13 protein-coding genes are annotated in these 16,104 nt (G+C 35.7%); 1 reads left to right on the forward strand and 12 read right to left on the reverse strand.

The features are described from left to right. Positions 1-190 precede the first annotated feature (190 nt). The 9 genes from gndA to rpsO form a co-directional block, all read right to left on the reverse strand. Complete coding sequence (gndA, locus tag FFX44_RS01740; RefSeq protein ID WP_289977284.1) at positions 191-1,612, reverse strand: NADP-dependent phosphogluconate dehydrogenase; 1,422 nt, start codon at positions 1,610-1,612, stop codon at positions 191-193. Between the two features lie 274 nt (positions 1,613-1,886). After that, positions 1,887-3,134, reverse strand: a complete 1,248-nt coding sequence (clpX, locus tag FFX44_RS01745) for an ATP-dependent Clp protease ATP-binding subunit ClpX (RefSeq protein ID WP_289977285.1) — start codon at positions 3,132-3,134, stop codon at positions 1,887-1,889. Between the two features lie 370 nt (positions 3,135-3,504). Beyond that, positions 3,505-4,815 (reverse strand): trigger factor, encoded by a 1,311-nt coding sequence (gene tig / locus FFX44_RS01750; RefSeq protein WP_289977287.1) that lies wholly within the window; start codon positions 4,813-4,815, stop codon positions 3,505-3,507. A 183-nt stretch (positions 4,816-4,998) separates the two neighbouring features. Continuing rightward, positions 4,999-6,186 carry an elongation factor Tu gene (tuf, locus tag FFX44_RS01755; protein ID WP_289977289.1) on the reverse strand — a complete coding sequence of 396 codons (1,188 nt, stop codon included), beginning with the start codon at positions 6,184-6,186 and terminating at the stop codon, positions 4,999-5,001. A 210-nt stretch (positions 6,187-6,396) separates the two neighbouring features. Further along, a complete protein-coding gene (locus FFX44_RS01760; RefSeq protein ID WP_289977290.1) occupies positions 6,397-7,287 on the reverse strand; it encodes a hypothetical protein in 891 nt (296 codons plus the stop codon). A 315-nt stretch (positions 7,288-7,602) separates the two neighbouring features. Continuing rightward, the gene (locus tag FFX44_RS01765) at positions 7,603-9,291 is read right to left on the reverse strand and encodes a ribonuclease J (protein ID WP_289977291.1); all 1,689 of its coding nucleotides are present in this window, start codon (positions 9,289-9,291) and stop codon (positions 7,603-7,605) included. 15 nt (positions 9,292-9,306) lie between these two features. After that, positions 9,307-10,179 (reverse strand): 4-hydroxy-tetrahydrodipicolinate synthase, encoded by an 873-nt coding sequence (gene dapA, locus FFX44_RS01770; protein WP_289977292.1) that lies wholly within the window; start codon positions 10,177-10,179, stop codon positions 9,307-9,309. Between the two features lie 15 nt (positions 10,180-10,194). Beyond that, a complete protein-coding gene (locus FFX44_RS01775; RefSeq protein ID WP_289977294.1) occupies positions 10,195-11,244 on the reverse strand; it encodes an aspartate-semialdehyde dehydrogenase in 1,050 nt (349 codons plus the stop codon). A gap of 199 nt (positions 11,245-11,443) precedes the next feature. Beyond that, a complete protein-coding gene (gene rpsO / locus FFX44_RS01780; RefSeq protein WP_289977296.1) occupies positions 11,444-11,713 on the reverse strand; it encodes a 30S ribosomal protein S15 in 270 nt (89 codons plus the stop codon). A gap of 277 nt (positions 11,714-11,990) precedes the next feature. Here rpsO and rpsT point away from each other — a divergent pair, with 277 nt between their 5' ends. Beyond that, positions 11,991-12,245 (forward strand): 30S ribosomal protein S20, encoded by a 255-nt coding sequence (gene rpsT, locus FFX44_RS01785; protein ID WP_289977297.1) that lies wholly within the window; start codon positions 11,991-11,993, stop codon positions 12,243-12,245. A gap of 37 nt (positions 12,246-12,282) precedes the next feature. Here rpsT and holA read toward each other — a convergent pair whose 3' ends face one another. The 3 genes from holA to FFX44_RS01800 form a co-directional block, all read right to left on the reverse strand. Continuing rightward, entirely contained in the window at positions 12,283-13,308 is a 1,026-nt protein-coding gene (holA, locus tag FFX44_RS01790; RefSeq protein ID WP_289977299.1) for a DNA polymerase III subunit delta, read from the reverse strand. Next, on the reverse strand, positions 13,305-15,449 hold the full coding sequence (locus FFX44_RS01795) for a DNA internalization-related competence protein ComEC/Rec2 (protein ID WP_289977301.1): 2,145 nt from the start codon (positions 15,447-15,449) through the stop codon (positions 13,305-13,307). The genes holA and FFX44_RS01795 overlap by 4 nt, the downstream gene beginning before the upstream one ends. A gap of 122 nt (positions 15,450-15,571) precedes the next feature. Continuing rightward, positions 15,572-16,069: a ComE operon protein 2 gene (locus FFX44_RS01800; protein WP_289977302.1), complete on the reverse strand. Its 498-nt coding sequence runs from the start codon at positions 16,067-16,069 to the stop codon at positions 15,572-15,574. Positions 16,070-16,104 lie beyond the last annotated feature (35 nt).

Below are 16,104 nucleotides of genomic sequence, written 5' to 3' on the forward strand. Positions count from 1 at the left end.
ACTCTCCTAGAAAATTAAATAACAATATTATAATTTTTCATCTAACGTTAATCTAACACAAAAGCAACAATTCCGCACTTTTTTGTCAACATTATTTTAAATAACGCACAAAAAATCGATAGATTTATTTAGAAATCTATCGTTTTTTGACTTTGACTGCATTACCCAATCCTATTATCTGTTACACAGCTTATTCTTCATGATACCATTCATAATGGAACATACCTTCTTTATCGGTTCTTTCATAAGTATGTGCCCCAAAATAGTCACGTTGTGCTTGCACGATATTAGCTGGTAAACTAGCCGATCTGTACTGGTCAAAGTAAGTGATTGCTGCGGTAAAGGCAGGAACAGCAACACCAGCTTGAATTGCCAATGCTACAACGTCACGAACTGCTGCTTGATACTTATCAGTAATTTCCTTAAAATAAGGATCCAGCATTAAGTTGTTTAACTTGTCATTTGTTTTAAACGCATCTGTAATTTTTTGTAAGAATTGAGCACGAATAATACATCCTTCTCGCCAAATCATCGCTAGCTCGCCATATTTAAGTTCCCAATCATAATGTTCTGAGGCAACTCGCATCTGTTCAAAGCCTTGCGCATAACTCATAATTTTACTAAAATATAAAGCCTCTCTGATTTTTTCAATCAGCGTCTTCTTATCAAGCTTCGCTGAATCAAAATCAGGTCCTTGCAAAACACTGCTAGCCGCAACGCGTTCGTCTTTTAAAGCAGAAATATAACGTGCATATACTGATTCAGTAATCAATGATTGTGGAACACCTAGTTCAAGTGCACTCTGTGAACTCCACTTACCCGTTCCTTTGTTACCAGCACGATCAAGAATAACGTCAACAATTGGTTTACCTGTTCCTAAATCGTCTTCGCGTGTCAAAATTTCTGCGGTAATAGACATTAGATAACTATCAAGCTCTCCATGGTTCCAATCATTAAAGATCTCGGCAATATCTTTGACCTCAAGACCGAGAACATTTCGCAATAGATTATAACTTTCTGAAATTAGCTCCATATCACCATATTCAATCCCATTGTGAACCATCTTCACATAATGGCCTGCCCCATTTGGACCGATATAGGTCACACATGGTGTTCCATCTTCAGCTTTAGCGGCAATTTTGTTTAGAATAGGTTCAACGAGCTTATATGCCTCTACTTGTCCACCAGGCATTAAAGAGGGGCCTTCAAGTGCACCCTTTTCGCCACCCGAGACACCCATACCAATAAAATTAATTCCAGATTCATCCAATACAGCATTTCTACGTATTGTATCTTCAAAGAAAGTATTTCCACCATCAATTAATACATCGCCTTGACTCAGATGTGGCAGAAGTTGTTTGATCAAACCATCTGTCGGTGCTCCTGCTTTAACCATCATAATAATTCGTCTAGGAGTCTCAAGTGATGCAACAAAGTCCTCAACGTTGTAACTAGGGACAAGCTTCAAAGTAGGGTGATCAGCAACAACTTTTTCCGTCTTTGACCCAGTTCTATTGTAAATTGCAACATTATAACCACGGCTTTCAATATTCAAAGCCAAGTTCTTTCCCATTACAGCCATTCCAACTACACCAATTTGTGGTTTATTCATTATTAAACCTCCTACAAGTAATATTCTCTTCTTATGTTACCAAAAATGACTTAAAAGATAAAGACGTTGTCACATTTTAAAACTATTAATACAAAAAAGAATGTATAATCCGGTTTAGTAACATTTAATTGCCAGCTTGAAAATATAAATATAAAGCGCACATGCTTTGAGTCATTTTGAGTTAGTTAAAAAAAGTTTTCCTTATGAATTTACCCAGAATTAATAAAGAGACCAGATCAAAATTCAACTTTTGTCCCAGTCTCTCCAATCAGTTTTATGAAGCTTGTTTGTCATCCAAAACAAGTTCTGGCAATTCTTTACCATCAACGCTTGCTTTATTAATTACTACTTGTGAAACATCAGTGCGACTTGGAATTTCAAACATTATATCTCTCATTGTATTCTCAACAATTGAACGTAACCCACGAGCTCCTGTATTACGCTCAATAGCTAAGCAGGATATTTCTTTAAGCGCATCCTTCTTGAACTTGAGTTTGACATTATCTAACTCCAGCAATCTGCTATATTGCTTAACTAATGCATTTTTCGGTTCCGTTAAAATTCTTACCAAATCTTCCTCTGTCAATTTCTCTAAAGCCGATAAGATTGGCAAGCGTCCAATAAACTCAGGGATCAATCCAAATTTCAACAAGTCTTCAGGAATAATTTGCTGCATTAGGCTTGTTTGATCATTATAGGCATTCTTTGAATCAACACCAAATCCAATCGTTTTATCACCTAAACGATTCTTCACCATTGTCTCAATGCCATCAAACGCACCACCAACGATAAATAATATATTCGTGGTATCAATCTGAATAAACTCTTGTTGCGGATGCTTACGTCCACCCTGAGGCGGAACATTAGCAATAGTTCCCTCAAGTATCTTGAGTAAAGCTTGCTGGACCCCTTCGCCTGAAACATCACGTGTTATTGATACATTCTCACTTTTTTTAGCAATTTTATCAATTTCGTCAATATAAATAATTCCACGTTCCGCACGTTCAACATCAAAATCAGCACTTTGAAGTAATTTTAGAAGAATATTCTCAACATCTTCTCCAACATATCCAGCTTCCGTTAAAGTCGTCGCATCTGCAATTGCAAACGGAACCTGTAATATTTTTGCTAAACTCTGTGCTAGAAAGGTCTTCCCTGATCCCGTTGGTCCTACTAAACAAATATTACTTTTTTGTAATTCTGTCTCGCTCTCCTCATCTTCAAGGGAAGCATTAACTCGCTTGTAATGGTTATAGACGGCAACTGCCAAAGTCTTCTTTGCTTGTTCCTGCCCGATAACATACTGATTCAAGACATCAACTATTTCACGTGGTTTAGGCACATCTGTGAGTTCTTCGGTTGCCTGATCTTTGAACTCTTCATCCATAATTTCTTTACATAAATCAATACATTCATTACAGATATAAACACCAGGTCCTGCAACAATCTTTTTTACCTGTTCCTGTGACTTACCACAAAAAGAACACATTACAGGCTCATTACTATCTGTATTTTCAAACATATTTAGCCCCCTAAAATTGCGACTTGCTTTTTTCTACAGGTCTCTAATCATTCAACAATTATATACGCACTGATAACTTTTGTCGACGACTTTATCTTTTCTAATTATTTTACACAAAAACGCTGTTGCCATCCATTCAACACAAGTGGAAGTTTGACATAAAAGCACCTTGCAAAACTTGGATAGGAAAGTCAAGTTTTGGAGGTGCTTTCTTACTAACATAGCATGTACTTTTACTATGAGTAATTCGAAGTTGGACAGAGAATTTTGACTTATGAACCATGTTTATTTGCAATAAATAGAGAGGGCTGAGTCAAAATTTAACTTTTGACCCAGCCTCCTCGCTAATCATATATAATTCGTAAGTGAATTACTTATTTTCTGTTTCTTTCTTTTCACGAGTTTGCTTAGCAGAATCAGTAATTTCTTCAACCACTTTGCGTACTGCAATATCATGTTTTAACAAATCATCCTTTAATGCTGAACGTACTGCAGTTTCTTCCATACCATACTGTTCTGCCAAACTCTTAATCTCTTTAGCAACTTCTTTATCACTAATATTGATATCTTCCTTGGCAACAATAGCTTCGAGTACTAAGTTAGTTTTTACACGTTTTTCAGAATCTTTTTCAAATTGTTTGTGCAAATCAGCTTCCGAAGTACCTGTAATTTGATAATACATTTCTGGTGTGATATTTTGTTGCTTCATACCTTCCATATACTGATCAATTTGGCGGTGAACATCTTCATCAATCATTTCTGCAGGAATATCACCAATCTTTGAATTCTTTACAGCGATATCAATAGCTTCACTCTGGATTAATGACTTTGCATCAGCAACTTTTTGTTCCTTCAATTCTTCTTTGATCTTAGCCTTTAATTCTTCCAAAGTATCAACTTCTTCGTCAACATCCTTAGCAAAATCATCGTCTAATTCAGGAAGCTGCTTAGCTTTGATTTCATGAATCTTAACATCAAAGACTGCTTCTTTACCCTGTAGATCTTCGGCTTGATAGTCTTCTGGGAATGTCACCGTGACAGTCACATCTTCACCTGACTTATGACCAACTAATTGCTCTTCAAACCCTGGAATAAATGAATTTGAACCTAGCTCAAGAGAATGGTTTTCTGCCTTACCACCATCAAAAGCTACTCCATCAACTTTACCTTCAAAATCTATAATGACAGTATCGCCTTTTTCAGCAGCTTCATCTTCTTTGAGTACAAGTTCAGCTTGTTGTTGACGCAACTCCTCTAACTTGGCTTCAATATCACCAACGAGCACACGTGTTGAATGTGATGTAACTTCAAGACCTTTATAGTCTCCTACTTCAACCTTAGGTTCTACCGAAACTACAGCAGTTAATACCCATGGCTGGCCCTTTTCCAAACTCTCAACATCAACATTTGGTTGACCAACTGGCTTGATTTTTATTTCATCAACCGCATTTGAATATGCATCTTGCAATAGGACATTCAGAGCATCTTGATAAAGTGCTTCTTCCCCATACATTCTGTTAAAAATTTGACGAGGAACTTTACCCTTCCGAAACCCTGGTACATTTAAATCCTTTTTAACACGATCGAAGGCTACATCTAAACCTTCTTTAATTTTATCTTGTGAAATTTCGAAAGTTAGTTTTCCTGTATTTTCACTTTGCTTTTCCCATTTTGCAGACATTATTTTCCCTCCGCACGAAAATTTTGTACAACTAATTTACTAATTGCATACTAAAACAGTGTACCTTAGTTACATCGAATTGTAAACAATTACACTAAAAAAAGCTTTACATAATATTTTGTTTTATTTTTAAATTATTTTTCTAAAAAAAAAACTCGGATTTTTCCGAGTTTTTCATAAAAATTAATCGTCAATCTCTGAAACAACACCAGCACCAACAGTACGGCCACCTTCACGAACTGTGAATTTAAGACCTTTTTCGATAGCAACTGGAGCAATCAATTCAACTGTAAATGTAACATTATCACCAGGCATAACCATCTCTACACCTTCTGGTAATTCAATAACACCTGTAACATCAGTTGTATGGAAGTAAAATTGAGGACGATAATTTGAGAAGAATGGAGTATGACGTCCGCCTTCTTCTTTACTCAAGATATAAACTTCACCCTTGAACTTTTTATGAGTCTTAATTGATCCAGGAGCAGCAAGAACTTGCCCACGTTCAACTTGCTCACGGTTAACACCACGAAGCAATGCACCAACATTGTCTCCGGCTTGGCCTTCATCAAGAGTTTTACGGAACATTTCAAGACCAGTAATTGTTGTCTTTAATGGTGCATCTCTCAATCCAACGATTTCAACTTCGTCACCAACTTTGACAACACCACGATCAATACGACCAGAAGCAACAGTACCACGACCTGTAATCGTGAATACATCTTCAACAGGCATCAAGAATGGCTTGTCTGTAGCACGAACTGGAGTTGGAATATATTCATCAACTATATCCATCAATTCTTCAATCTTAGCAACGGCATCTGCATCGCCTTCAAGTGCTTTAAGAGCTGAACCACGGACAACAGGAATATCATCACCAGGAAAATCATATTCGCTCAATAATTCGCGAACTTCCATCTCAACTAAGTCTAACAATTCTTCATCGTCAACCAAGTCACACTTGTTCAAGAAAACAACAAGATATTCAACACCAACCTGGCGTGCAAGCAAGATATGTTCACGTGTTTGTGGCATAGGACCATCTGTTGCAGCAACAACAAGGATAGCACCATCCATTTGAGCAGCACCAGTAATCATGTTCTTAACGTAATCAGCATGTCCTGGAGCATCAATATGAGCGTAATGACGCTTTTCTGTCTCGTATTCGATGTGAGCAGTATTGATTGTAATACCACGTTCACGCTCTTCTGGAGCTGCATCGATTGTTGCAAAATCCTGTTGTTCAGCCAAACCCTTGTCAGCCAAAACCTTTGAAATTGCAGCAGTTAAAGTTGTTTTCCCATGATCAACGTGTCCAATTGTACCGATGTTTACATGGGGTTTTGTTCTTTCGTAATGTTCTTTTGCCATTAATACGAACCTCCTGTAGTTTTGCAAGAAAAATCCGCAACAAATATTAGTTTGCTGATAATCCTTTAAGTTTTATTATACTACTTCCAAACAAAAATACCAACATTTTTAGTATCCTGCAAAGAAGAATTCTTAAGCTATTATATAGATACCCGTGTGATTTGTAAATAGCTATTCAAAAATAAGATTGTTTCATCTACATTTAATTTGTTAGCCACTCCATTCTACTAATAATTTTTCAAGCTTTCGTGCCAAGTTTTGATCTGCATCACTATAGTTCTGCATATTCTCTAGCATCAGCAATTCTTTTACTTTTCTGAAATTACCAATAAATTTTTCTTCAAATGGATATAATAAGCTCAATTTCAACTTAATTTCGTTCCATCTGAGCAAATCATTATTATCATTTTGCTCAGAAATTATTTGATATTTCAGAGCACTGAATAATTTTGTTTCCTCAAACACATGAAGCTCGCTAGGTTTAATTTGATATAATTTATCATCAACGAAGAGATATGGAGCTTCCCGGCTGTCCTCAACTTGTCTCAAATCATCCAGTATACTTATTTTGATAAACTGATGAACATTTTTATCACATAATATTTTGGGTGCTACCTCCCTAAAGTCAGCTAGAGGTAAACTGTAACTATCTTGTAATACTCTTCGCTGACGCATACGTGGGAATGACCCACAATAAAGCAAAGACTTTTTGAGCTCCAATGTCCTTTTCACATCAATTTTGCTTTCTTCATCTTTTATCAATTCAAAAAAATGTTTTTTTTCAGTAGTATTCATATATTTCCTAAAATGCGAGTACAATTTGTAAGTTCCAATGACATCTTCAGCCATCATTCCTGCTAAAATTAAAAGATCAAGTTTTTTATTATCAGACAAATATTCTGTCAAATATTCCTTACCCAGTCGCCTTGCTTCTTTAAAGTCGCCTTGTCCATAACATGCTTGAAATAAAAAAAAGTTTGTTCTAAAATTTTTTTTCTCCAAATAACACTCAGCCAATAGTTTCTGAGCTTTTTTATAATTTTTATTCTCTAAGAATTCCACTCCCTTAGAGAAAACTCTTTGATATTCTTTATCATTCATATTAATTACCTCCTAAAACAAGGAAGGATACAAAAAGTTTCACTCACCGATGATTTTTTTAAATAAACGAGAGTGTGCCATAATTCGGGAAATTTGAGTACCAACTAGAAATTATGAACATAGTAAGAATTTTGACTTATGAAATACGTTTATTCATAATAATATAGAGAAGCTAGACCAAAATTTAACTTTTGACCCAGCCCCAAATTTCATTGATTCTGGATAAAGATATTCCATGAAAGACAGAACAAATAAAAAAGGCTGACCCAAACTTGTATTCTGGCACAGCCTTCTCCTATTTTCTTGCTACAACATCTATTTCTTTTTCGAAAAATGTCTGTGCTGATTGATTTCCATGATTACCGGTAAAATCACAGGATGTCGCTTTGTATGTTCATACAAGAAACGATTAAGCTGATCACGAACATCTTGTTTTAAATGGCCCCAATCAAATTCCTTGTTATCCAAATTCTTTTGCACAACCTCGGTAACAATACTAGCACTCTCCAAAATTAAATCACGACTTGTTTTAACATAAACAAATCCTCGTGATGTAATCTGTGGACTATCAACGATCTTTTTCTTTTTTCTATCAATTGTCACCACAGCAACAAAGACCCCATCTTCCGAGAGAATCTTGCGATCACGTAAAACGATATTTCCTATGTCACCAACACCGCTACCGTCAATCAAAGTGTCACCAACCTCAACTGAACTAGCTAGTAACAACTTGTCATGATCATATTCAATAACATCACCCTTAGATGTAATGAAAATCTCGTCTTTTGAAATACCAATTTCTTGCGCACACCTACTGTTGGCAGCTAATAAACGATACTCGCCTTGTACAGGAATAACATATTTTGGCTTAAGCAGATTCATCATCAATTGCAAATCATTGCGACTTGCATGACCAGATGAATTTAATTCGTCTGAAATGGCTTTAACATCTGCTCCCGCCCGATAAATCATATCTCTAGTTTTAGCAACTGCAGTCTCCATGGCATGTGAAGGTGTCGTTGTTATGAAAACCAAATCTCCTTCTTTCAGTGAAACATTTTTATGCTTCCCTAAAGCCATTTTTTGTAATGATTTTAACGGTTCACCAGAACGACCAGTTTCAAGAATTACCAGATTTTCATCTGGAATTTTCCCAATATCAGCCAGTGGTACCAATAATTCATCATTTGGAAGATGTAATTTTTCCAACCTCAAAGCAGTATTGATTATCTCTTCTGCATCGTGCCCAGTCAAAATAATTTTACGATTATTCTGTGCAGCTGCATCAAAAACCTGTTGTACTCGCATTATGTTTGAAGCAACACAAGCAACTACAATTCTGCCTTTACGGTACTCAAAATTTTCACTAATAAATTCAAAAATTTCATACTCTGCAACTGGTGCTTTGGGATTTTCGGCATTTGCAGAATCACTTAACAATGCCAAGACACCATTTTTGCCAATATCAGCAAGCCTTCCAAAATCCGTACGATAACCATTCGTTGCGGTTTGATCAAACTTAAAGTCACCAGTGTATACGATACTCCCCTTTGCTGTTTTTACAACTATCCCACAAGATTCTGGTATAGAATGTGTGGTCTTAAAAAAGGAGACCGTTGCATTCTCAAAATCAATTTCAGTCTGATCATTAACAATATGAAAATCATCAAACTTCCTTGTTTTTTCCTCATCATGTACCGTAATTTTTGCCAACTCAATCGTTAATTCAGTTCCAAAAACAGGTACATCAAACTCACTCAAGAAATATGGTAAAGCTCCAATCGCATCGGCATGTCCATGTGTCAAAAAAACACCAACGATTTTACTTGCATTTGCTCGCAAAAAACTAAAATCAGGAATAACAGTATCAATTCCCAACAACCCGTTCTCAGGATACTTCAATCCACAATCCAAAATAAATATCTCATCACCCACTTCAACAGCGTACATATTTTTCGCATTTTCACGTACACCACCAAGTGGAATGATTTTTATATCACTCATGCTTTCACCTCTCTTTTAAATATTTAATATTTTTATTAACTGCTTAAGCCGCTCTTCAGGTAATTCTAAAATTGGAAGTCTGCAACCACCTACATTGAGACCCTTATAATTGAGAATTGCCTTCACAGGGCTTGGTGATGGTGCACTAAAAACAGCTGCCATTTTAGGAGTTAATGCGCGCATTATCGCACCGGCTTCCTTATACTTTCCTTGTTCTACTAGTGCATACATTTCTTCAATCTCGCTACCGTAAATATGAGCAGCAACAGAAATAACACCATTAGCACCAACAGTCTTAGCTACCAATGCATCCGCATCCTCACCCGTATATGTCAAAAAGTCATCAGGTGTTTCTGCCACAATTCGACTCAAATTAACACTTCCAGTACAATCCTTAATCCCAATAATATTTTTAACTTTTGCTAAGGTCGCAATTGTTTCTACTTTCATAGTAACACCTGTTCTACCAGGAATATTGTAGATGATTATTGGTAACAGGCTTGCGTTAGCAATCACTGTAAAATGAGCAATCATCCCTCTTTGATCAGGCTTGTTATAGTAAGGAACCACTACCAATGCTGCATCAACACCATTAATTTTAGCAACTTCATTTGTAAACTCTATTGTCTGCGCAGTATTGTTGGACCCCGTGCCGGCAATTACAGGAACTCTCCCATCAACAAACTCTACCGTTTTCTTGATCAATTCAATTTTTTCAGACTTGGTCAATGTAGGCGCTTCGCCAGTTGTCCCTGAAACAAGAACTCCCTTTGTCCCTGAACTCAACAAATGATTAATCAGCTTCTCAAGTCGTTCGTAACTTACCTGCCCATCCTCATCAAAAGGTGTGACCATTGCTGTTATAATTTCAGCATTATCAAATTTCATTATTTCAACCCCTACTTAGTCTGGAACGCGCATCAAATCAAGTGCATGAAGCCGCTCTGCTATTTGTACAGAATTCCATGCAGCTCCCTTTAATAAGTTATCAGAAACACAGTATAAATGGAAAGAATTGGCTTGTTCCTTGTCAGCCCTGATTCTTCCAACAAATGTATCCTTTTTGCCCTCAGCATTAACAGCTTGCGGATAAATCTGATTTTGGGGATCATCTTCAAGGACAACCCCTGGTGCAATCTTTAAAATAGATTGCAATTTTGCCACGTCAGCCCCGCCTTTTTCTAGTTCGAACCACACTGATTCTGAATGGGCAACGGCAACTGGAACACGCACACAAGTTGCGGTTACTTGCAAGTTTTGATCTGACATAATCTTCTTTGTCTCATGAATCATCTTCCATTCTTCATGAGAATAACCGTCATCTTCAAAAACATCAATCTGTGCAAGTGGATTGAAAGCAATTTGATAATGTTTCTTGGCACCTGACACTGGCAATATCTGTGGTTCATATTCTTCACCGTTAAGAATTGCTTGTGTTTCATCATGTAGCTCTTGAATTGCACGATTACCAGCTCCAGAAACAGCTTGTAGAGTCGTAACAATCACTTTCTTGAGCCCGTAAACTTTCCGCAATGGTTCCAAAGCCACAACCATCTGAATTGTGGAACAATTAGGATTTGCAATTATTCCCTTGTGCCCATAAAGGGCTTTTTCATTAACTTCTGGTACAACCAATGGCACTCCGTCTTCCATCCGAAAGGCGCTCGTATTATCAACAACAACTGCTCCGCGTTTTACCGCTTCAGGTGCAAATTTTTTCGACACTCCACCACCTGCAGAAAAAAGAGCTAAGTTTATATTATTAAAAGAATCGGGAACAAGTTCTTCAACAACTACATCCTCATCCTTAAATTTTAAGACTTTTCCTGCTGACCGTTTTGAAGCCAAATATTTAACACTAGCAATTGGTAACTTTGATTCTTCCAGCATTTGAATCATTCGAGTGCCTACAGCACCTGTTGCACCCACAACAGCAACATTATATCCGTCCATACGAAAAACCTTCTTTTTTTCTTATTGAAACACAATTATAACATATTTAACGTAAAAATTGCGTTTTTAAAGAACATACTTGTATTTTATTTTTCATCATTTTATCATTTAATTGCTATTTACCGTTAATAGTTTTGTCTTTTTTATATAAAAAAAACCGGGTCAAAATTTAACTTTTGACCCAGCCTCAATTCATGAATTAACGACGCAAGCCTAAGCTCTTGATTAATTCACGGTAACGTTGAACATCATTTGCACGTAAGTATGCTAACAAGTTACGACGATGACCGATTTTCTTCATCAATCCACGCTGTGATGCATAATCTTTTTTATGTGAACGAATATGATCATTAAGTTCGTTGATATCAAATGTTAAAACGGCAATTTGAACTTCAGCAGAACCTGTGTCGCCTTCGTGACGAGCATATTTTTGCATAATCTCTGTTTTCTTTTCTTTTGAGACTGCCATGTTGTTTCCCACCTTCCATAATTTAAGATACCACTATCCCGGAATAACGTTGGTGAGCATCGCTACTCTGAGTCTAGGGTCTGTGCTAAGCACTAATAAACAGTATACACATTTCAAAAATTAATTTCAACTATAAAATCTATCGAATGAGTCAAGGAAATTTGCTTGACACTTTTTCACTTTTTTATTGCATTGTGAACAAAGCTCTTGTATAATAGCCTATGTTGAATATTTTATGATACCGGTATGGAATCATGTTAATGTGGAGGTGAAATTTTTGCCAATTATCAAATCAGCTATTAAGCGTGTAGTTACTAATGAAAAAGCTGGCGCTCGTAATTCTTCTCAATTGAGCTCAATGCGTACTGCTGTTAAAAAGTTCGAAAGTGCTAAGACAGCAGGTTCTGAAAATGTAGAAGATTTATATAAGGCAGCTGTTAAAGCTGTTGACCAAGCTAAATCAAAAGGTTTAATTAAAGCAAATAAGGCTGCACGTGACAAGTCTCGTCTTACAGCTCGTTTAGCAAAATAATAAAAAAGCGCTCTTCGAAATGAAGAAGCGTTTTTTTTTACCTTTTTTTTGAAAAATATCCCAGCATAAACAACTGAAATAATTGACCCGCATTCTTTTGTGATGACTTCATCTGTTCTTCTAATTTTACTAATCCTGAATATTTTTCACTTAATGTTTTTCTTGAATATTTTCTGCTATTTTGTAAGGCCAGCTTAACTCTGTACGGATGTACTTTCAACGCACTTGCAATATTTCCTTGTGCATACCCATGTTGTTGCAGTATTTGAACTTGTAAGAGTAATCTGACCTGACTAATCAAAATTGCATTAATTTTTAGTGGTTCCTCATGCTGTTCAATTAAATCATCATACATCTCAATTGCAACTGCAATTTTATCACTTAACACTAACTCACCCAAATCAAATATATTTTGTTCTAGCGTTTGAGCAACCATTCTATCTACCATTTCTTCACTGATAACTTTTGTTTGATTAGCCAATAAAAAAAGTTTAGAAAGTTCATTCGTAATTAATGATAATTTCCCCTCAGTTCTTATTTTCAATAAATCATAAGCTTTTGCTTCAATTGTATATCCATTCTTACTAAGGAGATTTTTAACTTCTCGCGCGGTATCTTTTTCAGAAGAATATCCACTCTCAAGCAAAGTTGCATTCTTTAATAACTGTTTTGTTATTTTCTTGCGTTCATCGAGTTTTTCATAAGGTGCAACAAAAAGCATTATTGTTCGCGGTTCAGGATTTTTAATATAATTTGATAATTCGTCTACGTTCTGATCTAACTTTGTTTTTTTACCCTCGGCAGTTAAAAAAATTGGGCGCTTAATAATTATTAGTTTCCTTTCTCCAAAAAAAGGAGCTGAAAGTGCATCACTTAATGCATCTGTGAGTAAATTAACCTCCATATCATATTGTCCAATATTCATCGCTCTTTCTTCTTCAGGAATACATTCGATAAATGCTCTAACAACTTTTTCTTGAACATACGCCTCTTTCCCAAGAACTACATAGATATTGTCAAAAAAATCCCCTGCTATCTTTGTAAGCAGTTCACTAATCTTCATCTCATTTCACCATTTTCCTTTAAAAAAGTTTTAATTATTGTTTCATTATTTTTCGTGGGGATCACCTGAATCATACCAGCATTTGCGGTATTAACATATGGTACTTTAAACTCATCCAAAGTCGCTAAAGTTTCTATATTAGGATGCCCATATCGATTATTACGGCCCGCAGAAATTACTGCAAATTTTGGCTTTAATTTATTCACATATTCCTTTGCAGTAGACGTCTTACTACCATGATGGCCTATTTTTAGTATATCAGCTTGTAGTGTTTTGAAAAGATTGATTACTTCTTTTTCACCATCTTGATCTAAGTCCCCACTTATAATAAATGATGTCTTTTTTAAATTAAAACTCACAGCTATTGAATCTTCATTCTTTCCTTCACCTCTAATAAAAGGATGCAGAATTTTAAAAATACCAATCCGATCAGCTTTCACAATCGAAATTGGATATACTCTATTCATGTCAATTGTAGAGTCTGCCAAACGAGTTTGGAAGGAAGTTAACGAGTCCATCCCATCAGGCACAAACAACCGATTAATCTTTATTTTCTGAGTGAGTGATGGAAAATTTCCTACATGGTCAGTATCTTGGTGTGTCAAAAAGAGATTATCAATTTTGCTGATGCCCTTACTGAGTAAATAATTTGCGATAATTGTTTCACCCATCGTTTTAGATGTCCGCTTCTTCCATTCTTCATTGTTGTTGAATGTAACTTTGCCACCCGTATCTACTAAAGTGATGCTCTTATTAAAGCGTTCCCTAATTAAAGTACTATCACCCTGACCAATATCGAAATAAACTACCTGATCTTGTAATGGAAATCTGATTATTACAGCACAAAAAACAAATGAAATACTCAGATAAACCAATATTTTCCGCGAGTTTTCTCTCCGTTCTGAGAGTAGCAACAAAACAAGCCAGAGTACTACAAAAAATAATGGTGGTTTTCCATAATCCCAAGTAAGCGGCCAAGAACTTAAAGAAAATAATATTTTTGTAAAAACCATAAGAACTTGATTACACAGAGTTCCAAGTACGGGAGCTATGGCACCAATAACAACTGCTGGCATCACTATCCATTCAAAGAAAGGAACCATTCCAACTGATAAAAATGTAGTTAACCAATTCCATTCATAAGTGTTCCATAACACGATTGGAATACTATATGCCGTTAATTTTAATCCTAAATGAATCGGATTAACTTTTCGATTAACAATTAAAATAAAGGTTAATAAATAACTCAACTGGGCTCCCATTGAGAAAATAATCAACGGGCACCAATACAAGTTAATTATTAAAACAAACGATTCAACGGCAATCCCTGAAACTGTTTTTTTGAAAAAAATCTGGATGAATAATATTAGCCAACTCATCATTACTGCGCGTAATAAACTCGCAGAAAGACCACCAAGAATAGCATATAGTGGTAATACCATCAACAAAAACCAGGAACAAAACTCATCCGTTATATATAATTTAGCAAAAAGCCACCTGAGTATTGCTATAATATAAAAAACATGCATTCCTGACAGGCTAAAAAGATACAATAACCCTAACTTATTGATAATTTCAATTGGATTACTAAAATCAGAATCATAATACCCAAGTAACAGTAATTGGCTGTACCCAGCAAGTGGTTGAGCTATTTGTCCCAGGTAATCCAGTAGATACTTGCGAAAGTCACGAATATGGGCTAAAACTGTAGGTTCCCAAATAAATTTAGCCTGATTTTTTTCCAATTCATTAAGTTCTGCTATCTTTACTATATTCACTATATTTTTTGTCTTTAAGAATTCTTGATAGTTAAACTGATTTTCATTTGTTGGACTGTCAGGTTGCTTAACTGTTCCTGAAAATAAAAAAACGTTTGTCTTGTTGTAATCGAGAAACAGCTTTTTTTCATCCTCTGTCTTGAAGATATAAAAAGACTGAACTTTTTGTTTTCCTTCAATCCAAAAAGCTGAAAACTTAAGCAAATCACCATCAATCTGTAAATCATCAGGATAAACAACTAGATGCTGTCTCGTTATTTCTGTTTCATTAATTATTGAACGTGCAGTCATTTCCTTTTGCCACATAAAAAACACAACTAATGTAGCTACCACAAAAACAAGCCATGCCGTAAAAATTGGCATACTTCTGAGAGCAATCATCCTAATCAAAATTAAGATTAAAATTATTAAGGCAACCCAATTATAGGAAAACTTAAAAAAACAAAGTACCACTGCAGTTATTGCAAAAAGAAATAAATTATTTTTTATGAATCAATTTCCTTTATATTTTCAAACAGAGAATCTGTTGCTACTTTTTGCAAATATGCCGCATCAAGTTTAACTTGCTCAACCTCAACATTTTTTAATTTCATCAACTTCAAAGCATATTCATCATTATGATAATTTCTTAGAAAATATATCTTTTTTATTCCAGATTGCAAAAGCATTTTTGTGCACTGCAAACAAGGAAAATCTGTGACGTAGACTTCTGCTCCCTCTGTTGCAACACCAAACTTAGCACACTGCAATACTGCATTCATCTCTGCATGAATCGTTCGAACACAATGCCCATCAACTAAATAACATCCATGGTCAATACAATGCTCGTCGCCAGAAACTGAACCATTGTAGCCACCAGCAATGACTCGTTTATCACGTACTAATATCGCTCCAACTGAAAGTCTTTCACAAGTACTACGTAAAGATAATAAGACTGCTTGCATCATAAAATATTGATTCCAGGGAATCCTCTTATTCTTCATACTCTCACCTTTCAATAATTTATTTAATATAATAA

Origin of the sequence: Lactobacillus sp. UCMA15818, assembly GCF_030400225.1 — a bacterium.
Classification (GTDB): domain Bacteria; phylum Bacillota; class Bacilli; order Lactobacillales; family Lactobacillaceae; genus Liquorilactobacillus.